Source organism: Taishania pollutisoli (assembly GCF_014518315.1).
Taxonomy (GTDB): domain Bacteria; phylum Bacteroidota; class Bacteroidia; order Flavobacteriales_D; family Crocinitomicaceae; genus Taishania; species Taishania pollutisoli.
In genome coordinates, this window is sequence record NZ_JACVEL010000002.1 from 284,366 (window position 1) to 303,970 (window position 19,605).

At 42.2% G+C, this 19,605-nt stretch carries 17 protein-coding genes; 7 read left to right on the forward strand and 10 right to left on the reverse strand.

Going from position 1 to position 19,605, the window contains the following annotated elements; genetic code table 11:
- Positions 1 to 132: 132 nt before the first annotated feature.
- Both H9Y05_RS04430 and H9Y05_RS04435 read right to left on the reverse strand, forming a co-directional pair.
- Complete coding sequence (locus H9Y05_RS04430) at positions 133 to 474, reverse strand: hypothetical protein (protein ID WP_216713603.1); 342 nt, start codon at positions 472 to 474, stop codon at positions 133 to 135.
- 3 nt (positions 475 to 477) lie between these two features.
- Positions 478 to 3,198 (reverse strand): DNA gyrase/topoisomerase IV subunit A, encoded by a 2,721-nt coding sequence (locus H9Y05_RS04435; RefSeq protein ID WP_216713604.1) that lies wholly within the window; start codon positions 3,196 to 3,198, stop codon positions 478 to 480.
- Positions 3,199 to 3,374: 176 nt separating this feature from the next.
- On the opposite strand from H9Y05_RS04435, the gene H9Y05_RS04440 reads away from it, so the two are divergent.
- A complete protein-coding gene (locus H9Y05_RS04440; protein WP_216713605.1) occupies positions 3,375 to 3,518 on the forward strand; it encodes a hypothetical protein in 144 nt (47 codons plus the stop codon).
- 35 nt (positions 3,519 to 3,553) lie between these two features.
- Here H9Y05_RS04440 and H9Y05_RS04445 read toward each other — a convergent pair whose 3' ends face one another.
- A complete protein-coding gene (locus H9Y05_RS04445) occupies positions 3,554 to 5,422 on the reverse strand; it encodes a DNA topoisomerase IV subunit B (protein ID WP_216713606.1) in 1,869 nt (622 codons plus the stop codon).
- A gap of 162 nt (positions 5,423 to 5,584) precedes the next feature.
- Here H9Y05_RS04445 and H9Y05_RS04450 point away from each other — a divergent pair, with 162 nt between their 5' ends.
- The 5 genes from H9Y05_RS04450 to H9Y05_RS04470 all read left to right on the forward strand — a co-directional run bounded on the left by H9Y05_RS04450 (position 5,585) and on the right by H9Y05_RS04470 (position 12,058).
- Complete coding sequence (locus H9Y05_RS04450) at positions 5,585 to 5,821, forward strand: hypothetical protein (RefSeq protein WP_216713607.1); 237 nt, start codon at positions 5,585 to 5,587, stop codon at positions 5,819 to 5,821.
- Positions 5,822 to 6,239: 418 nt separating this feature from the next.
- On the forward strand, positions 6,240 to 9,056 hold the full coding sequence (gene carB, locus H9Y05_RS04455) for a carbamoyl-phosphate synthase large subunit (protein WP_163490840.1): 2,817 nt from the start codon (positions 6,240 to 6,242) through the stop codon (positions 9,054 to 9,056).
- Between the two features lie 152 nt (positions 9,057 to 9,208).
- Positions 9,209 to 9,895 carry a TIGR02117 family protein gene (locus H9Y05_RS04460; protein ID WP_163490839.1) on the forward strand — a complete coding sequence of 229 codons (687 nt, stop codon included), beginning with the start codon at positions 9,209 to 9,211 and terminating at the stop codon, positions 9,893 to 9,895.
- A 133-nt stretch (positions 9,896 to 10,028) separates the two neighbouring features.
- Positions 10,029 to 11,135 carry a hypothetical protein gene (locus H9Y05_RS04465; protein WP_163490838.1) on the forward strand — a complete coding sequence of 369 codons (1,107 nt, stop codon included), beginning with the start codon at positions 10,029 to 10,031 and terminating at the stop codon, positions 11,133 to 11,135.
- A complete protein-coding gene (locus tag H9Y05_RS04470; RefSeq protein WP_205729550.1) occupies positions 11,135 to 12,058 on the forward strand; it encodes a M28 family peptidase in 924 nt (307 codons plus the stop codon). Before H9Y05_RS04465 ends, H9Y05_RS04470 begins: the two co-directional genes overlap by 1 nt.
- Positions 12,059 to 12,062: 4 nt before the next feature.
- Here H9Y05_RS04470 and H9Y05_RS04475 read toward each other — a convergent pair whose 3' ends face one another.
- The 4 genes from H9Y05_RS04475 to H9Y05_RS04490 form a co-directional block, all read right to left on the reverse strand.
- Positions 12,063 to 13,139: a T9SS type A sorting domain-containing protein gene (locus H9Y05_RS04475; protein WP_163490837.1), complete on the reverse strand. Its 1,077-nt coding sequence runs from the start codon at positions 13,137 to 13,139 to the stop codon at positions 12,063 to 12,065.
- 75 nt (positions 13,140 to 13,214) lie between these two features.
- Complete coding sequence (locus H9Y05_RS04480) at positions 13,215 to 14,276, reverse strand: PA0069 family radical SAM protein (protein ID WP_216713608.1); 1,062 nt, start codon at positions 14,274 to 14,276, stop codon at positions 13,215 to 13,217.
- A gap of 62 nt (positions 14,277 to 14,338) precedes the next feature.
- Positions 14,339 to 15,082, reverse strand: coding sequence for a GIN domain-containing protein (locus tag H9Y05_RS04485; protein WP_216713609.1), 744 nt, complete (start codon positions 15,080 to 15,082; stop codon positions 14,339 to 14,341).
- On the reverse strand, positions 15,079 to 16,173 hold the full coding sequence (locus tag H9Y05_RS04490; RefSeq protein WP_216713610.1) for an acyloxyacyl hydrolase: 1,095 nt from the start codon (positions 16,171 to 16,173) through the stop codon (positions 15,079 to 15,081). The genes H9Y05_RS04485 and H9Y05_RS04490 overlap by 4 nt, the downstream gene beginning before the upstream one ends.
- A 143-nt stretch (positions 16,174 to 16,316) precedes the next feature.
- On the opposite strand from H9Y05_RS04490, the gene mazG reads away from it, so the two are divergent.
- A complete protein-coding gene (mazG, locus tag H9Y05_RS04495) occupies positions 16,317 to 17,090 on the forward strand; it encodes a nucleoside triphosphate pyrophosphohydrolase (RefSeq protein WP_163490833.1) in 774 nt (257 codons plus the stop codon).
- A gap of 18 nt (positions 17,091 to 17,108) precedes the next feature.
- Here the strand turns inward: mazG and H9Y05_RS04500 are convergent, their stop codons facing one another.
- The 3 genes from H9Y05_RS04500 to H9Y05_RS04510 form a co-directional block, all read right to left on the reverse strand.
- Complete coding sequence (locus H9Y05_RS04500; RefSeq protein ID WP_216713611.1) at positions 17,109 to 18,344, reverse strand: DUF1015 domain-containing protein; 1,236 nt, start codon at positions 18,342 to 18,344, stop codon at positions 17,109 to 17,111.
- 136 nt (positions 18,345 to 18,480) lie between these two features.
- On the reverse strand, positions 18,481 to 18,762 hold the full coding sequence (locus H9Y05_RS04505) for a hypothetical protein (protein WP_163490831.1): 282 nt from the start codon (positions 18,760 to 18,762) through the stop codon (positions 18,481 to 18,483).
- A 44-nt stretch (positions 18,763 to 18,806) separates the two neighbouring features.
- Positions 18,807 to 19,604 carry a DUF3667 domain-containing protein gene (locus H9Y05_RS04510; protein ID WP_163490829.1) on the reverse strand — a complete coding sequence of 266 codons (798 nt, stop codon included), beginning with the start codon at positions 19,602 to 19,604 and terminating at the stop codon, positions 18,807 to 18,809.
- Position 19,605: the final 1 nt, after the last annotated feature.

Here is a 19,605-nt window from a genome sequence, read left to right on the forward strand (position 1 = left end):
TTAAATGACCATCATCGAAAACTGCCCCAATGAATAGGTACAATAGCAATATTGTCGGGGTGACTGATCCCGAAAGTTCGGAAAATTAAAGGAAGACACTGCCGGGAAGACGCGACACCAGTGCAGAATGTTCTACATGGTCCAGACCGTCAGTTTCGATAACCTGCAAGTAGGATATTCCTTTTTCATGTGCTGAAGAAAGATCGAAAAGTTAGGGTTCGAAAGTGTAATGTTGGTCAGAAAACGATAGGATTGTTTCCTGCGTTCGTGAATCAGGGTTAATTCCCAGACTTCACGGTGATTGACCTTGTTGTACGTTCGCTGTACGGATATAATCGACGCCAATGGGAATTGCTTGACTTCTTTTTTTCGCTGAACATACAAAAATTCCTTGTCGAAAAACAACTCGTTCTTAAAGGCAAACAATCCGAAGAAAAACGGGCGGGAACTGATTCTAATCGCGTCAGGATTCATTCATCAAAACAACTTCGGTTGATCATCGTCATTTGTCATGTCCCATTCCATTGTCGGAGATTCCCCTTCGTCGGTATCTACCGTAGTATCAGATTCCGCATCGATTACCGGTTCAACGGCCTGTTCTTCCGGCCATGGCTCTTCACCTCCTTCCGGAATTTCAGGAAGTACTTCCTTGATCTTTAGTTTGGTCAGTTGATTTCCCTGAGCTTTCATTCCTTTGATATCAATAAAGTCCGCAATATCAATGATGGTATCCGCCAAATTTTTGGTCGCTTTCAGCAGCTTGTTGTAGACAATCCGTGCTTTCGGTCGGTATGCCGTTGAAGCCAGATCTAAGTGAGAGCCTTCTGATTCACTGATGAACAATACTTTCTTGTCCATTGTCACCTCACACAGGAAGCGTTTTACAAAATGTAAGTCTTTTTCTGCGTCGTAATAAACGGCGGAGATCGGACGATCCGGGTGCCACTTTTCAATGTGAATCATATCTTCATCAAAGTGCGTTGCCAGGTCAAACCCGGACAAACGGTATTCACCTGATTTGTACAGGGTAAGTATTTTGTCATTTCCTTTAAATTGCCCCAGGAATTTTCCTCTTCCATCGTCATTCAGACGTCCGACAATTTCATCGTACCAGATTTTCCGTGCAGCGAGTGTTGACCCGCCCACTTCTTTCTGAACAATTTTCTGAACAATTTCCTTTGTTACACGGTTTCCTGCAGCACTTCGCCCTTTGATCAGCAAAGCACCGAAATCAATATCGAAACGCAGGCGTTTGATATGCGGACGCGGACGCAGCATCACCGTTACGATTTCCCGTTCGCCATTCGGATGTACAGAGAAATACAACAATTTTGACCCTTTTGTTCCGCGTGTCAAATCGTATTCCGTATCCCGGGTAATGGAGTCTACCGTGAACCGCTTCATCATCGTTGGTCCGCCAACTCCGTCCTGGTACATCATGTGATAAATGGTGCGTTTGTCCCCCTTTTTCCAGACATTGGCATACACGATTCCCTTCCCGACAAATTTCTTATCGCTGACTTTGGTCACCATCATTTTTCCAGTTGCAAAGAAAATGATCACGTCGTCAATTTCAGAACAATCGGCAATGTATTCTGCTTTTTTCAATCCGTGTCCAATAAATCCTTCGTCGTAGTCGACGTAGAGTTTTTTATTGGCAATGATCACTTTTGTTGCGTTAATTGAATCGAATGTCTTGATTTCCGTTTTGCGTTCCCTTCCTTCTCCGAATCGTTTTTTCAGATCTTTGTAATATTCGATGGCATATTCGATCAGGTTTTCGAGATTGCGTTTGATTTCCTCCATTTCCGCCTCGATTTTTGCAATCAGTTCGTCTGCCTTCGAAGCATCAAAGCGCGTAATCCGAATCATCGGAATCTGAGTCAGTTTTTGCAGATCTTCATCTACAATCTCGCGAATCAGTTGCTTTTTGAACGGTTCAAAACGTTTGTACAAATATTCATACAGTGATTCTCTGTCGGAATAATGCTTAAAGTCGATGTACATTTCTTCGTTGATGAAGATTTTTTCCAACGTAGAGAAATGCCATTGACGTTGCAATTCATCCATGCGGATTTCCAGTTCACGACGTAGTAAATCAACAGTGTTATTGGTGTTGATTTTTAAAATCTCACTGACACCGATAAAACGTGGTCGGTCACCGTCAATAACAGATGCATTGGGTGAAATTGAAAGCTCACAATCGGTAAATGCGTAGAGCGCATCGATTGTTTTATCCGGAGAAACACCGGGAGCAAGGTGAATAATGATTTCCGCTAATGCAGCAGTGTTGTCTTCAATTTTTTTGATCTTGATTTTCCCTTTGTCGTTGGCTTTCAGAATAGAATCGATCAATGACGTGGTTGTTCCCACCGGAATTTCATTGATGATCAGTGTTTTAGAGTCTTCTTTTTTGATTTTAGCACGCAAACGTACTTTTCCGCCTCTCAATCCATCGTTGTAATTGGAAAAATCTGCCATTCCACCGTTGGGGAAGTCCGGGTAAATTTCTACACGTTTTCCACGCAGGTGGTTAATGGATTGATCAATCAGCTCAATGAAATTGTGTGGTAAAATCTTACAGGCCATCCCTACGGCAATTCCTTCTGCTCCCTGTGCTAACAGCAGCGGGAATTTTACCGGCAATTGTTCCGGTTCGTTATTTCTTCCGTCATAACTCTTTAGCCAGTTGGTCGTTTTCGGGTTGAAAACAACATGGTTGGCAAATTTTGTCAGTCGGGCTTCGATGTATCGCGGAGCGGCGGCACCGTCACCGGTAAGTGTATTCCCCCAGTTTCCCTGACAATCAATCAGCAAGTCTTTTTGTCCCAACTGCACCAATGCGTCTCCTATGGATGCATCCCCGTGCGGGTGGTATTTCATGGTATTTCCGATGATGTTCGCCACCTTGTTGTAACGACCGTCATCCATTTCTTTCATGGAGTGGAGAATACGACGCTGTACAGGCTTGAATCCGTCGTGCACCGAAGGAACGGCACGTTCAAGAATTACATAAGAAGCATAGTCCAGGAACCAGTTTTCATACAATCCGCTGACCGGTATGATGGAACTATCTTCCGGCTCATCCGTATTGCGCGAATGAACACCGCTGAAATCAGTTGAAGCCGATTCATTTTGTTCGTTCTGCTCGTTGTTTTCGTCAAATTGCTGGTCGTTTTCTTCCTCGTTTTCTGCCATGTTGCCTGAAATTTTACGCAATTAACAAATTTAGCAAGATGATTTGGATTAAAGGGTTGTCTGTAAAGGGATTTATTCACAAAGTGAGTGTTGGTAAGTGGAGGGTTTGTTTGCGGTATCTTTGATGTTTTATTGCGTGCAACTGAACAGCATTGTTTTGTCGAAACAATTTGTTAATGTCTCCGGGGTTGGTTGTTTCTGCTGACAATGCCAGAAAAGGGCTTGTAGGTTGTATCAGTAAGTTATTTATTGATACAAATAGCCCGTTGACGTCAGAAGAGCAATGGATGTTGAAGCCTTTGTACTTTGTTAAAGATTAAATCAAATGGTTGAATTTTCGTGCTTCTTCGTCTCTTCAAGCCACCGCTTCTTCCTCTTCTTTTACACCATCAATTGCTGCATCCGAACGCAAATTTCCAATGATAAAATCTTGGCGTTCCTGTGTGTTTTTACCCATGTAGTAAGACAAAATCGTATCAATTGTTGCTTCTTTTGACAAGATCACCGGTTCCAGACGCATGTCTTCCCCGATGAAGTTTTTGAACTCGTCCGGTGAGATTTCTCCCAATCCCTTGAATCGGGTGATTTCCGGGTTTTTTCCCAATCTTGAAATGGCGTCCAGTCGCTCTTCTTCTGTGTAGCAGTACACAGTTTCTTTTTTATTTCGCACACGGAAAAGTGGTGTTTGTAGGACGTAAACATGGTTGCGTTTTACCAGGTCTGGAAAAAATTGAAGAAAGAATGTGAGCAACAACATGCGGATGTGCATCCCGTCAACGTCGGCATCGGTCGCAATGACAATTTTATTGAAACGCAGGTTTTCCATTTCTTCTTCAATATCCAACGCAGCCTGAAGCAGGTTGAATTCTTCGTTTTCGTACACAATCTTTTTGGTTAGTCCGTAGCTGTTCAATGGTTTTCCGCGAAGAGAAAAGACTGCTTGTGTGTTGACATCGCGTGATTTTGTGATGGATCCGCTCGCCGAATCTCCCTCGGTGATGAATAGGGTTGTTTCTTCGTGACGGTCATTTTTCGTATCGGTAAAATGCACCCGGCAATCGCGGAGTTTTTTGTTGTGTAATGACGCTTTTTTAGCTCTGTCTCGGGCTATTTTTCGAATGCCGGACAATTCTTTTCGCTCACGTTCCGATTGCTTGATTTTTCGTTCCAGTGATTCTGCAATTTCCGGATTTCTGTGCAGGAAATTATCCAGTTTTTCTTTCAGGAAATCGTTGACAAATGCCCGCATGGACTTTCCCTCCGGTTCAATTTCCTGAGAGCCCAGTTTTGTTTTTGTTTGTGATTCGAATACCGGTTCGATGACTTTGACAGCGATGGATGCTACAATAGATTGACGGATGTCAGATGCTTCGTAGTTTTTTCCGTAGAAGTCGCGAATAACCTTTGCTACTGATTCCCGGAAAGCTCCCTGGTGTGTTCCTCCTTGTGTGGTGTGTTGCCCGTTAACGAATGAATAATAGTCTTCTCCGTATGTGCGACCATGTGTAAATGCGACTTCAATGTCTTCTCCTTCCAGGTGAATAATCGGGTAGAGTGGATCACCGTCCATGTTGTCTTCCAGGAGGTCTTTCAAGCCGTACTTGGATTGCAGGCGCTCACCATTGAAGTGAATTACTAAATCCCGGTTGAGGTAACAGTAGTTCCACATCATTTTGGTTAGATAGGCCGTTTTGAAATTGAACTTTTTGAAGATGGTTTCATCCGGAATAAATTCAACATACGTTCCGTTTTGTTCGGTTGTTGCCTCCAGTTCGTGTTCTGCAGTCAGATTTCCGCGTTCAAATTCCGCTTTTTTCTTTTGACCGTCACGAACAGAATAGACCATAAAATAGCTGGACAAAGCATTGACAGCTTTGGTACCGACTCCGTTCAGCCCGACTGATTTTTTAAATGCCTTTGAGTCGTATTTACCTCCGGTATTCATTTTGGAGACAACATCCACGACTTTCCCGAGCGGAATTCCACGTCCGTAATCGCGGACAGAAACTTTTCCGTCCTTGATTTTTATCTCAATCCGTTTCCCGTTCCCCATTACAAATTCATCTATACAGTTGTCCATTACCTCTTTTACAAGGATGTAAATACCGTCGTCAGCCGAACTTCCGTCGCCTAATTTACCGATATACATCCCCGGACGAAGGCGAATGTGTTCTTTCCAGTCGAGCGACCGGATGTTGTCTTCTGTATATTGATTTTCTGCCATTTTTGAAGTGAAATTATCTGCGATTAACAAAGTTAGCAAACAAATATTGGATTCGCACACGGAGGAAAGATCATTTATTCACCAATTAATGTGAATTAAAAGTTTGGTGGTTTAGAAATTTTTAGTATCTTTCGTTTGGATTCTACTTAATAAAAAAAACAAATGAGACAAGTACTACTGCTGTTAATTGCCTTTGGTGGCATGGCGTTTGCCAATTCCCGGAACATATTTTTTGTTACATGTGAAAATCAGTCAGATGTAAATGTGCTTGTGGCTGGTTGTGAAAATCAGGTTAAACAACACCGGGTTGGTGGATTGACTGCGTATTTTGAAAGTCAGACTGATTCAGGACTCTCTTATTTTGTGAGAAACAGGGGGTGCGGGTTTGGAACTGCTTGATTTTTTTAATGTTAACAGGGGGGGGTATAAAAAGCGAAAGGGACAAAACTTACGTCTTCTCCCTTTCAAACCTAACCTAACCTACCTTTTACAACTAAACCTATTGCAAATATAATGTCATTTTTTTGATCCCTCCAAATAAAAAGTACATTTAGTTGAAAAATTAACAAATATTTACCTGGGTGTTTAAAAAATAGATTAAATTACTGTTAAGAAATTGTTTCCAATTTTTTAATACTTGTTTTTTGGTAATCCGTCAAAATAAATAAATCACAGAAGTTATCCGGTTTATAAACAATCTCGTGAAATTGTTAAAAACAACCTGAAAAATGCTTTTCTGCTTCCCGATTTTTAATTACATTTGCGCTCAATTTGATGAAATAGTTGTATTCAAAATTGAAACCCAAAAGAGCAGCAAATGCCCAAAAATAATTCCATTAAGTCCATTTTAATTATAGGTAGTGGACCCATCGTTATCGGTCAGGCTTGTGAGTTTGACTATTCAGGTTCCCAGGCATCACGATCATTAAGAGAAGAAGGTATAGAAGTTACCTTAATCAATTCCAATCCGGCAACAATCATGACGGATAAAGTGGTGGCTGACAATGTTTATCTGAAACCATTAGAACCGGAAAGCATCGTCGAAATTCTTCAAAACCATAAAATTGATGCGGTTCTTCCGACTATGGGAGGGCAAACAGCATTGAATCTGGCCATCAAATGTGATGAGATGGGGATTTGGGAAGAACATGGTGTGGAAATCATCGGTGTGGATATCAAAGCGATTGAAATTACTGAAAACCGGGAAGAGTTCCGGTTACTGATGAACAAAATTGGCATTCCGATGGCTCCTCAGGCAACGGCGACTTCTTTTCTGGAAGGAAAAAAGATCGCACAGGAATTTGGTTTCCCGTTGTGTATCCGCGCATCGTATACACTTGGTGGGGCAGGAGCTTCGATTGTACACGATCCGCAGGATTTTGATAACTTGCTGGAACGAGGATTACAATTGTCTCCGATCCATGAGGTAATGATCGATAAAGCATTGCTTGGATGGAAAGAGTTTGAGTTGGAATTACTACGCGATTCAAATGACAACGTAGTCATCATTTGCTCCATTGAGAATTTTGACCCGATGGGAATCCATACAGGGGATTCGATCACGGTTGCACCGGCAATGACTTTGTCGGATACGACATTCCAGAAGATGCGTGATATGGCCATTAAAATGATGCGTTCCATCGGTAACTTTGCCGGGGGATGTAATGTGCAGTTTGCCGTTTCACCGGACGATCAGGAAGAAATCATTGCCATTGAAATTAACCCGCGTGTATCGCGCTCTTCAGCACTGGCTTCAAAAGCGACAGGATACCCGATTGCAAAGATCGCTTCCAAACTGGCGATCGGTTACCACCTGGATGAATTGCAAAACCAGATTACGAAAACAACTTCAGCGTTGTTTGAACCGACGTTGGATTATGTAATCGTAAAAATTCCGCGCTGGAACTTTAATAAATTTCCGGGAGCAAACCGTGAATTGGGACTGCAGATGAAATCTGTCGGAGAAGTGATGGGAATCGGACGTTCGTTCCAGGAAGCATTGCAAAAAGCATGTCAGTCGTTGGAAATCAATCGCAACGGATTGGGTGCTGACGGAAAAGAACTGACCAATCAATCGGAGATTCTTCATAGTTTGGAGCGTCCGTCATGGAATCGGTTGTTCCATATTTATGATGCGATTAAACTGGGAATTCCGTTCAAAACGATTATTGAAAAAACAAAAATTGACTTCTGGTTCCTTAAGCAGATTGAAGACCTGATCAAATTGGAACAGAAAATTGAAAAATACCACCTGGAAAATTTGCCGAAAGAATTGATGTTTGAGGCGAAACAAAAAGGATATGCAGATCGTCAAATTGCACATTTGCTACGTTGTCTGGAATCGGAAGTAAGTGTAAAACGTCATGAAATGGGAATCAAACGGGTGTATAAACTCGTAGATACCTGCGCGGCAGAATTTGAAGCACAAACACCTTATTATTATTCGACATTCGAAGAGGAAAACGAAAGTACGGTTTCGGACAAGAAAAAAGTGGTGGTACTTGGTTCGGGGCCAAACCGGATCGGTCAGGGGATCGAATTTGACTACAGTTGTGTACATGGAGTGCTTGCCGCAAAAGAATGTGGGTATGAAACCATCATGATCAACTGTAATCCTGAAACCGTTTCAACAGACTTTGACACGGCTGATAAATTATACTTTGAACCTGTTTTCTGGGAACATATTTACGACATCATCCAGCACGAAAAACCGGAAGGTGTGATTGTACAATTGGGAGGTCAGACGGCATTGAAGCTGGCGGAAAAACTGGAACGTTACGGGATCAAAATTATAGGGACAAGCTTCAAAGCCCTGGATCTGGCAGAAGACAGAGGACGTTTTTCCCAGGCATTACAGAAATTAAACATTCCATTCCCGAAATACGGTGTTGTTGAAAGTGCGGAACAGGCGTTGGAATTGTCCGATGAATTAGGGTTTCCGTTGCTGGTACGCCCTTCGTATGTATTGGGAGGACAAAAGATGAAGATTGTCATCAATAAAGAAGAGCTGGAAACACACGTAGTGGATATCATCGGTGAGATGGGAAGCAACCAGATTTTGCTGGACCATTTCCTGGGAGGAGCTATCGAAGCGGAAGCAGATGCGATTTGTGACGGCAAAGATGTCTATATCATCGGGATTATGCAGCACATTGAACCTGCGGGAATTCACTCGGGAGATTCATACGCGGTGCTTCCTCCGTACAACCTGGGAGATTTTGTAATGCAACAGATTGAAGACATCACAAAGAAAATTGCGGTTGAACTGCAAACAGTCGGGTTGATCAACATTCAGTTTGCTATTAAAGACGATCAGGTGTATGTAATTGAAGCCAACCCGCGTGCATCCAGAACCGTACCGTTTATTGCGAAAGCATACGATGAGCCGTATGTCAACTACGCAACGAAGGTAATGTTGGGAGAGAAGAAAGTGAAAGATTTCAATTTCAATCCGAAAAAAGAAGGATATGCAATCAAAATACCGGTATTTTCCTATGAGAAATTTCCGGAAGTGAAAAAAGAATTAGGTCCGGAGATGAAATCAACAGGAGAGGCCATCCGATTCATCAAAAACCTGAAAGATCCTTACTTTACAAAAATCTACGCGGAGCGTAACATGCATTTGTCGAAGTAAGACACGACATAATTGGAAAACGCCTTTTCGAAAGAGAAGGCGTTTTTTTGTGAAATATGGGATGAATAATACATCCTAAAAAATGTTATTCCTCTTTCATTTTTGGTTGTACTCCACAGAATTTTGTATTATTGATTCATTCAATCTATCACATGAACACTAAGAAATTCGTAAAAACAACAGGAAAAGCAGCATTCGGGATCGTCGAATTTTTGCTGTTATATGCTATTGCAGGAACATTTATGTCTTTTGTTCCGGTGAATCAGCATGCATCCCAAAAAGATGATGTTTCTATTTATATTTTGTCCAATGGTGTTCATACCGATATAGTCGTTCCAATTAAAAATGAACAAATCGACTGGAATCAGTTTGTCCGCTTTGATTATACAGCAGGAAAGGATTCACTGGCTCATTTTGTTGCATTTGGTTGGGGAGATAAAGGATTTTACCTGGATACACCGACGTGGAGCGAATTAAAAGTAAGTACAGCATTCAAAGCAGCTTTTGCACTGAGTGAAGCAGCCATTCATACTACTTTTTACAGAGAAATGACAGAAGGTGAGAAATGTGTGAAAATCAATGTCAGCAGAGAGCAGTACCGTTTGCTGATCGATTACATAAAAGATAGTTTTGATACAGATGAACAGAACCGGTTCATTCACATCCAAACAACAGCTAATTATGGCGAAAACGATACGTTTTACGAAGCAAAGGGAACCTATAATTTGTTTTATACCTGCAATACATGGGCGAATAACGGACTGAAATCCTGTCAGCAAAAAGCAAGTTTGTGGACCTTGCTGGACAAAGGAATTTTTTATCAGTACGAAGAGATTTAATAAGGGGAATAAAGGGAGAGGATAGACGTGATGATCAAAAATCATACATTCACGTAAATGAAAAAACAGATGCTGTTACTTTTTCAGAATGCTGCTTTTCCTTAGAAAGTGGTATCATCAAAACCGTATGATTATGAAAAAGAACACCTTCCTTCCGTTTATTATTGTGTTCGTTGCCGGGTGCAGCGGTGAACCGACAACTCCAATTGCTGAAAAAACTGTAAATGATCAATTTGCAGAACAGTTGCCGGATTCGACTAATGTTATTCCATATTCCGTACATACAGATATAGCAGCTGTTAAAAAGATTACTCCTTCTCATTTATCCATCGGTCAGCTCAAAAAGCGGTTGAAACCCGGTACGCAGGTATTTACCTGGTCGGCAGAGACAGATACGCTGATTACATGTAAAAAAGGAACAGTTGTGTATTTACCCAAAGGATGTTTACAACTGAATGGAAATCTTTCATCCGTTCAGATCGAGGTGCAGGAATATTACAGTTTTTCCGATTTTCTTTCAGAAGAATTGTCAACCATATCGGGGAACCGACTGCTGGAGACTGGAGGAATGGTGTACGTGAGTGTACAGCAGGACGGGCAGAGTGTAGGGCTGAAGAAAGGAGGGCAGTATGCACTTTATTTTCCGAAGAAAGCAGAAAATGTGTCCGACTCGATGCAGACATTTTATGGTTCCCGGAATGAAGCGGGAATCGTTACCTGGCGATTGAAAACAAAAGCGTGGGGAGCGAAAGAACCAGGGATTGCAGTGCAGGGAACCTACACCCAACAAAAAGGTGCTACGGTTAATTTCAATCAAAACAAACTAGAGGAAATGCGTATTGCTTTTAACGAAAAAGCAATGGATCAGATCGAAGAAGCGGAATTGAATTATTATGTGCTGAACGTATCAAGTTTCGGATGGGTCAACTGTGACCGGTTTTGGAATGTAAAAGAACAACTGATTGATTATGTTGTATCAGTGGACGGGACCTCTGATATGAACATCAACATTATTTTTAAAGACATCCGATCCATTCTGCCGGCAGTAAAACAAAACGGAAAATACGTTTTTAAGAATGTACCTGTCAACAGCAGGGTAAAACTCGTGGGTATTTCGTACGACGGAAAACAACCAGCGTTGTCAGTTGCTCACACGACGATAACACAACAAGGATATCAATTGGATGGTTTCAGAAGTTTTACATTGCAGGAATTGAAAAAAGCGTTAAATTCACTCTGATGATGAAATACCTCTTTCTTTTTATTGTTCTTTCGTTGTTTCAGCACGGACGCACACAACAAGCATCTGATACGTCACTTATCAGGAATCACTTGGTGAAATTGACGAAAAGCGGTGCGTTCAGACACCACAAAAATGTACAGCAATTGAACAAAACAGCCGGTTATATCCGTGCTGAATTTCTGAAGTATGCAGACAGTGTTTTTTACCAGGAATATGAAGTAAAAGGAACGATTTACAGGAATGTTATTGCCGCTTTTGGTACGGAAAACAGGCAGCGAATTATTGTCGGAGCACATTATGATGTCTGCGGAGATCAGGAAGGAGCGGACGACAATGCCAGTGGGGTAGTGGGATTGCTTGAACTGGCAAGATTACTGCATCTGCAACCGTTGAGTTACCGGGTCGACCTTGTCGCATATACATTGGAAGAGCCACCGTATTTCAGAACCGAATACATGGGAAGTTATATGCATGCACAGTCATTGTATGAAGACAAAGCAGACGTGTATGGAATGGTGTGCCTGGAAATGATCGGGTATTTCAGTGATGCGAAAAAATCACAGGACTACCCCCTGAAAATTTTGTCACTTTTTTATGGAAATAAAGGGGATTATATTACGCTGGTGAAGAAAAACGGAGCCGGAAAGTTTGCCAAACAATTCAGCAAACAATATAAAACAACAAAAGCAATCAAAACAAAGAAGTTTACCGGTTCTGAGACCTTGTCAGGAATTGATTATTCCGATCATCTGAACTACTGGAAATTCGGTTACAGTGCACTCATGGTAACCAATACGGCGTTTTACCGAAACAAAAATTATCATCAACCTACGGATACAATGGAAACATTGGATGTTTACCGAATGAGCAAAGTAATCAATGGGGTGTATCAATCCCTGGTCGGATTGGCCGGGAAATAGACCGTTATTGCTTTACAATTTTATAGATTGTTCCTTTTGTATCGCGAATAAAATAGATTCCGGGGAACAAGTGTGCTGTTGACAATTCATTTTTTCCTTCCGAAACAGCTATTTTTTCTTGTGTTCCAAGTAAATTAATTAGCATAATTTCCCCTTTATCGGTGTGTTCAAGAATGAGTTGATCAGAAAACGGATTCGGTGTGATGATGAGGCCAGGGACATTACCCGGAGTATCGATTGAAAGCCCGATACATCCTGCCTCAATTTCCGGTTGCGTATTGCACCCGGTTGTATTACCACTGATCGTAATTACAGCATCTGCGGGAGGATTTCCAAGGTATTTACAGATGGATGGCACTGAGCAGACGGACAAACCACCGTTCAGCAACAAGTCCAGGTTGCCCCCGATTTCCGTGTACTCATTCCCCAGCCCGGATAAAGAAGTTAGTAAATCATTGGCTTCAATGAACACTCCTCCTTCTACTCCTCCGATAATGGTATCAACATTACTCAACGCGCTGATGTCCGTTAGCGTTGCATTTTCTACAATTTCCAACGTTTCCCCGATGAATTTCAGGGAATTGATACCTTGAAGAGTGGTAAGTAAAGCATTGTCCCTGATAATGACAGAACCATTGCTGCGAATCAATGCACCTAACCCGTTGAGATTGACCAATTGATTGCACGTCCGGATGGTAAATTCTCCGGTGATGGAGTCCAGGTTACTCAAAGCTGTTATGTCTGTAAGCGAAGCCAGGTCTCTTAAAATAAATCCGTCCAGCGGATCATTTCCAACCGTTACCAGGTTCTCAAGCCCTTCCAGGTTCACTAAATCCGGGCATTCCCTGATTTCAAAAGCACCGAGTACCATTGTGATTTGTTGCAGGGGGCCCAGGTCATTGATATCATCCCCCATAATCTTGATGTCAATTCCATCCGGAATAACGGCACATCCGGGATAGTTGTCCGGAAAATTGTTTACATCCGATTGAGTAGCCAGGGTAAGTGGAGTAGTGGGGCATTGTGCATTAGATCTGCTGATCAGAAAAAGTATGAAAAAAGTAAAGAGAATCAGTTTCATATTTTAAATTTTGAACAAAAGTAACTAAAAAAAATCATTCATTTTCGGTGTGTTAAAGTTTTCAGCACGATTGTGTCAAAACAGTCTGAGCTGATTGTTTGGAACCTCAAACAGGTCTGTTCTCAACTTCGGAAATGATTCATTGAGTGAAAAACGTTTTCTGGCCAGCTCAAACTGTCGCCGGATGTTTGTTCCCAATACACCTCCACCGGTCATCCTCTCCTTAAACCGGGAACTGGAAACACTTCCTCCGTACATTTCTTTCAATTGGTTCAGTACTTTATCCGCCCGGTCCGGGAAATTTTGCTGAACCCAGTCGGTGAAAATCGCTTCATTGGGTCCGTTGAGACGTACAATCTGATAGTGCATTGTTCGGGCGCCGTGTTCGGATACCTGTTTGGCAACGGAAAAGATTTCATCGTCGTTTAAGGCGGGAATGACTGGTGCAAGCATAACGTTGATAGGAATCCCGGCTTGTGAAAGTTGCTCAATAATCTGCAGTTTGCGTTTGGAAGTAGCTGTACGGGGTTCCAATACGCGCCGGAGTTCTTCTTTTAAGGTTGTCAGGCTGATGCTTACGGCAGTTAAGTTCAGACTGGCTAACTCCTGCAACAGATCAATGTCTCGCGCAATTAATGCATTTTTTGTGATAATGGAAACCGGTTGGCGGAATTCCAGGCATACTTCCAGTAATTTGCGGGTGATTCCGTATTTGCGTTCAATGGGTTGGTAGCAGTCCGTATTCCCGGATAAACCGATTGTATGGACGTCCCATTTTTTCTTTGAAAGTGTTGCACGCAGCAGTTCCGGTGCGTTCTTTTTGACCAGGACAACGCGCTCAAAGTCAATTCCGGCACTATATCCCCAATATTCGTGCGTGGGACGTGCATAGCAATAGATGCAGCCATGTTCGCAACCCTGATAGGGATTCATTGAATAGTACATCGGTATATCCGGACTTCCGACTTTGTTGACAATTGATTTGGGAAAGACTTCGATAAATTTTGTTTCTCCCACCTCTTCTTCAGCAGGATCCAGGTCATCAAAATCAGCACCTTTGGATGTTTTGGAAAAATGATTGTCCGGGTTGATCTGGGCCCCGCGGCCTTTGATGTACTTATTCTGATGGGCTGACATAATTTTTGATTTATGCCAAAGATAATTAATTAATCAATTTATTGATTAAAATATAATCAAAATTAATTTCCGTTGATCAATTCTCCCGATCCGTATTGAATGTAATTCAATATCAGTGGATTACCAACGTATATGACATTGCCGGAACCATTGATTTCAACTGTTGTATTTGCTCCTTCCGCATTGATTGAGGACACAACAGGTGTACTGGAAACAACAACCAGGTTATCGGTAACCGTCAGACCTTTGGTGTCTCCAAACCCGTTGCTGGTAATTTTTATATTGGCATTTTCACAGGTACCGCTCAGTACAAAATCACCGTAGCCATGTCCCTGCGTTGCGTCGATGTTCTGGCAGTCGAGGTTGAGGTAAACAGTCGCACCGCCATCTTGTATGGTTAGTTTAAAATCCGATGAGGTAATTGTCCCTGTTGTTGTCAGGTTTTTTGTTCCTTCAAAAAATAATTCATCCAGGTGGGTGAAATGCACTTCTACACTGATTTTATTTTTGTCATACGAACGCAGAAAATCACATTTGTTGGTATTTTTCAGATTCAGAAAACCTTTGTCGTCTATGGCATAGGTGACGAGGTTGATCAGGTTGTCTCTTCCGTGTATGACAAGTTTATTTTCGGAATCCTGTACCAGCACAACTTCCAGTTTAGCGCCCACATTTAATTTATGAAACGCTTCAAGCGGAATTTCCAGTGATGTTTGTTTCCCGGCAACCTTAAAGCAATTGCGGTCTTCTGCTTTTTTACAGGCAGCCAGTACAATCAACGGAATGAAGAGTAGCCACTGTTTCATTTTTTACCGTTAAATAAATTGAAAAAACTATAACCGACACCCCATTCAATGTAGTCGGCTTTCCCCCAATGCGATTTCAGTACAAAATTGAAATGTACCCCGTTTTTCAGGTAATAACGCATTCCTACACGGTGATATAATCGTCCGTCCGGGTTGTATTTGTCCTTTGCATATGCTCCCATTCCAAGCACAAAATGAAATTGATTCAGCGGAAGCAGGTAACCGGCATAGATTCCGAATTGAGTAATGTCCCACTGTGACTTTTTTATTTCCGGACGGTATCCCAGAATGGCCTGTTTGGAAATGGCGTCAAAGGCAACTTCCCATCCGACTTTCGGCTTCATAAACATGCGTGCGTGGATGTTCAGTGCGAAAACCGGGTACGCACGTCCGTTGGTCGGGAATACTTCTTTTACGGATCCGATTGCTGTTGTCCCTAAAATGAGTACGCGTTGTGGAATAGCAGTCGGGCGTTCGAGTGTGGAATGTTCCGGATTTCGTGAAATAAATCGTCCGTATCCCAGGGAAACCTGTGGAATATTCAGCCCCAGATTGGGAACTTTAAATCCTCCGTTGGAAAAATGTGTCAGGTCAACGCCAACGGTAATCCAGTTGTTCCGGAAATATGTTTTGGCATCCAGTCCGATGTTGATCAACGCGTTCAGGTGTGTGGAAACAGCCACATTTTTTTTATTCAATGCCTCGTCGTATACTTTTCCCGTGTAACCGATGCCGCATCCCAGTTTTCCATTCAGACGGAATTTTTCTTGTGCAACAAACGGAATAGCAATGGAACCATAGGCACCAAAGAAATTTCCGAGAATTTCTGTATTTCCGACGCTTCCATAGTACAGGTTGACCGATAATTCCGGGTATTTATAGTGTTTGTGCCAGGATTTTTCTCCGTTGGTGCGAAAGACATAACTTAATTCTGCTGCATATGTATGATCATTGGCCAGGTGTCCCATCACAACGCGGTGCCCGATCAGGAAACCGGATCGCATGCGCGCTTCAAATCCCCAATTGGTGCGGTTTTGAGTTATCCCCTCAAATCCGGTCAACAGCAGACATAGCAACAGAATCGAACGCATTGTTTTTCTAAGTAATTTTTAAAGCCCGAAAATTACGAAAATTTTCATCAGAAGAACTGTTTTTAGAAGACTTGATGGATTAGATTTAACAAATTGGGAATTATACTACTCATAATCGCTAATTTTGTCCAAAAGATGCAATTATGGACGAACGATTAGTGGCGTTTAAGCGCCTGTTGGATATCATGGATGATCTGCGCGAAAAATGCCCGTGGGATAAAAAACAAACGTTTGAAAGCCTGCGTCATTTGACGATTGAAGAAACCTATGAACTGGCAGATGCGATTCTCGATCAGGATTTGGACGAGCTGGAAGGTGAAATCGGTGATTTATTCCTGCACATGGTATTTTACAGTAAGCTGGGGAGTGAAGCCGGGGCGTTTGATGTTGCATCGGTACTGAACCGGATTTGTGATAAACTGGTGCACCGACATCCGCATATTTATGGAGATACACAGGCTGAAACGGAAGAAGAAGTAAAAGCCAACTGGGAAAAACTCAAGTTGAAAGAAGGGAAAAAATCCGTGTTGGAAGGTGTTCCCCGGTCACTTCCTGCCATGGTAAAAGCGTCCCGGATCCAGGAAAAAGTCCGGGGAGTCGGATTTGATTGGGAGAATGCGGAACAGGTGCGTGAAAAAGTGGAGGAAGAATTGCAGGAATTGCAGGTAGAGGTTGATGCGGCAAGCGATCAGGTGGAAGAAGAATTCGGAGATGTATTGTTCTCAATGATTAATTATGCCCGTTTTTTGGATGTCAACCCGGAGAATGCGCTCGAGAAAACCAATAAAAAGTTCATTGCCCGTTTCCAGAAAATGGAGGAAATGGCCATTCAAAACAAGCAGTCGATCAGTGATCTGAGTTTTGAAGAATTAGACCATTACTGGAATCAGGCAAAACAGGAGCTACGCGGTAAATAAATGCAACGGGAATACCGTTTACTCGTTAATCGCGTAAATGGTCATCCCGCTTCTCAATTTCGGTTCCACCCATGTAGATTTCGGCGGCATGATCAGTTGATTGTCGGCTACTTTTTTGACTTCTTCAATGGTCACAGGATAAAGAAATACGGCCAGTTCGTATTTTCCTTCCGCCATCCATTCCACAATTTTTTCTACAGGAGTTGTCCCACCGATAAATTCAATGTTTTTATCCGTTTTCAGATCGTGAATATGAAGAATCGGGCGCAGGATGTATTGTGTTAGAATTTCGGCATCCAGTGAATTGACCGGATGATCCTCGTCAATGATGTGTGGTTTACACGTGAGTTTGTACCAGTTTCCTTTGATACAGATGGTTAGATCGTGTTCCTGCTCCGGACGTTGTAACGCGGCACATTTTTCTACGTCGAACGATGCTGAAACAGCTTGTATAAATGCGTCTTCTGAAAGCCCGTTCAGTGAATGAATTACCCGGTTAAATTCTAAGATTTGCAATGCACATTCATCAATCATATAGGCCAGAAAGGAAGATTCATTGGGATATTGACTGCGATTTTCCCGGATTCGTCTGTCTTCCAGTCCGACCGAGGAAGCAGACCGGTGATGTCCGTCTGCAATGTAAAGTGCGTCCACCGATTCGAACAGTTGTTGCATTTCCGTTGTTTCGGCTTCACTGAGAACCCACAGATCGTGTTTGATGCGGTCGGTGGTGGTGAACTCGTATTCGGCACGATGAGAAGTTATTTCGTTGATTTTTTGTTCCAATGCGGGATTGTGTGGGTAGGAGAGGAGCACGGGTTCGGCATTAAATCCAACAATGTCCAGGTAGTCGATAAACATTTCCTCCCGGCTTGTGAGTGTTGCTTCGTGCTTTTTGATCTTATCCTGACGGTATTCTTCGTTACTTGCTCCGGCAACAACTCCCGTAAATGCATGCCCGTTTTTGGTTTGCCGGTAAATGTAAATTCTCGGGCTTTCCTCCTGGAATAAAATCCCCTCTTTTAAAAACGACTGGTATTCGCGTTTTACCAATTCAAAACGTTCCGGGGTATTGGGTTGCGTGGTACGTTCCCCTCCGAATTCAGGATTGATGATGTGTAAAAACGTAAACGGATTGTCTTCCAGCTTGGATTCCAATACGTTCTTTTTGTACGAATAAATCGGACGTGTAGCTACCAGGTGCACTTTGTCGCGCACAGGACGTACAGCTCTAAACGGGGTAATTTTAGCCATTGTTTAAATTCGAATTTTCGATGTACCGCAATTGGGCTTCAAAACTACTATTTTTCTTGAATTGATCAAGCAAAAAGTGAAAATGCCGCCAATCTCTTTTTATTCGGTAGTTGGAACAGATTGTTTTCTGATTTCTCTAACCGTGCTGTTTGATTTGATATTTCTCAATTTTCAGATCAAGCGGGTCAACGGGTGCGATTTCTTCAACAAGCACAATCATTTTCAAATCAACCAATCGTTTTAAATCACTTTCTGAAATGTCGTTTGCAGTAAATTGTAACGATGCATCATTGGCGTATATGAACCAGGGTGTCCATAAGATGCCCCAGGATTCAATTTTGAACAAAAATTCAAACGTGTTGCGTTGCTCGCATTGTGTGATTAATTCGTCCCAAAACAGTTGTAACCGTTTATCCATTTCAGAATCAGTGTAATTACTAAATATTTCATTTCCTCAAATGTTTATGTCGGTTGTATGACTTTCAATGCTTCAGGTCCGTTTATCATCACATAAACCATGACAGTAATACCTACTAATAGGATGAAGATCAGGTATCCTAACAAGGTTAATCCCACAATGATCAATACCCTCAAAATAATGGTCATCCAGGATTTTTCGGCGTAGAATCCTTTGAAAAACCAGACCAACAGAAGTGGTATAATCCATACACTTGCCTGCATCAGGTAGTAAGTAATGTCAGATGAGCTATGCCGGAAAATGAACATCAACGGATAGACCAGAATCATACTGATCAACGTATAATAGGAAAGAATGTAAGCATTCATCACCACATGTTCATAATAATTGTGTCCCGATTTCCGGAACGCAATTTTCGTTGCAATGGCAAACAGCGGAATGAGTACCATCATGAACAGTGACATGTAACTGGAGATCGTCGTCATTACTTTCTGCATGAAAACGGAATTCATGTGCATCACGGAATAATAATCACGCATCATGGCTTCCATTCCGATGACTTTGTAGGATATAAAAGCTGAAATACCGCTCAAAACAAACGTCAGCAAAATCGGTTTGTAATGCCGTACCCGGTTGCCGTCGATAAACTCACGTGCTGTTTTCCCCGGGTTCTTAAGAATCGTTTTCGCGGAATACAAAAATCCCTTATTCGTGTGCAGAAATGTGTACTGTACCTCTTCCATCACATATTTGCGGTCAATTCGCTTGTACTTTTTCTGCCCGCAGTTAATGCAGAAGTTTCCGGTGATCAGTTCGTTGCAATTTTTACACTGTTCGGCCATG

Coding starts and splice junctions, on each gene's coding strand:
- H9Y05_RS04485 (WP_216713609.1), bottom strand. CDS start 15,082: ATGAAACAGTGGCTACTCTTCATTCCGTTGATTGTACTGGCTGCCTGT.
- H9Y05_RS04460 (WP_163490839.1), top strand. CDS start 9,209: ATGAACACTAAGAAATTCGTAAAAACAACAGGAAAAGCAGCATTCGGG.
- H9Y05_RS04475 (WP_163490837.1), bottom strand. CDS start 13,139: ATGAAACTGATTCTCTTTACTTTTTTCATACTTTTTCTGATCAGCAGA.
- H9Y05_RS04470 (WP_205729550.1), top strand. CDS start 11,135: ATGATGAAATACCTCTTTCTTTTTATTGTTCTTTCGTTGTTTCAGCAC.
- H9Y05_RS04500 (WP_216713611.1), bottom strand. CDS start 18,344: ATGGCTAAAATTACCCCGTTTAGAGCTGTACGTCCTGTGCGCGACAAA.
- H9Y05_RS04440 (WP_216713605.1), top strand. CDS start 3,375: ATGTCTCCGGGGTTGGTTGTTTCTGCTGACAATGCCAGAAAAGGGCTT.
- H9Y05_RS04480 (WP_216713608.1), bottom strand. CDS start 14,276: ATGTCAGCCCATCAGAATAAGTACATCAAAGGCCGCGGGGCCCAGATC.
- H9Y05_RS04510 (WP_163490829.1), bottom strand. CDS start 19,604: ATGGCCGAACAGTGTAAAAATTGCAACGAACTGATCACCGGAAACTTC.
- H9Y05_RS04435 (WP_216713604.1), bottom strand. CDS start 3,198: ATGGCAGAAAACGAGGAAGAAAACGACCAGCAATTTGACGAAAACAAC.
- carB (WP_163490840.1), top strand. CDS start 6,240: ATGCCCAAAAATAATTCCATTAAGTCCATTTTAATTATAGGTAGTGGA.
- H9Y05_RS04465 (WP_163490838.1), top strand. CDS start 10,029: ATGAAAAAGAACACCTTCCTTCCGTTTATTATTGTGTTCGTTGCCGGG.
- H9Y05_RS04445 (WP_216713606.1), bottom strand. CDS start 5,422: ATGGCAGAAAATCAATATACAGAAGACAACATCCGGTCGCTCGACTGG.
- H9Y05_RS04430 (WP_216713603.1), bottom strand. CDS start 474: ATGAATCCTGACGCGATTAGAATCAGTTCCCGCCCGTTTTTCTTCGGA.
- H9Y05_RS04505 (WP_163490831.1), bottom strand. CDS start 18,762: ATGGATAAACGGTTACAACTGTTTTGGGACGAATTAATCACACAATGC.
- H9Y05_RS04450 (WP_216713607.1), top strand. CDS start 5,585: ATGAGACAAGTACTACTGCTGTTAATTGCCTTTGGTGGCATGGCGTTT.
- H9Y05_RS04490 (WP_216713610.1), bottom strand. CDS start 16,173: ATGCGTTCGATTCTGTTGCTATGTCTGCTGTTGACCGGATTTGAGGGG.
- mazG (WP_163490833.1), top strand. CDS start 16,317: ATGGACGAACGATTAGTGGCGTTTAAGCGCCTGTTGGATATCATGGAT.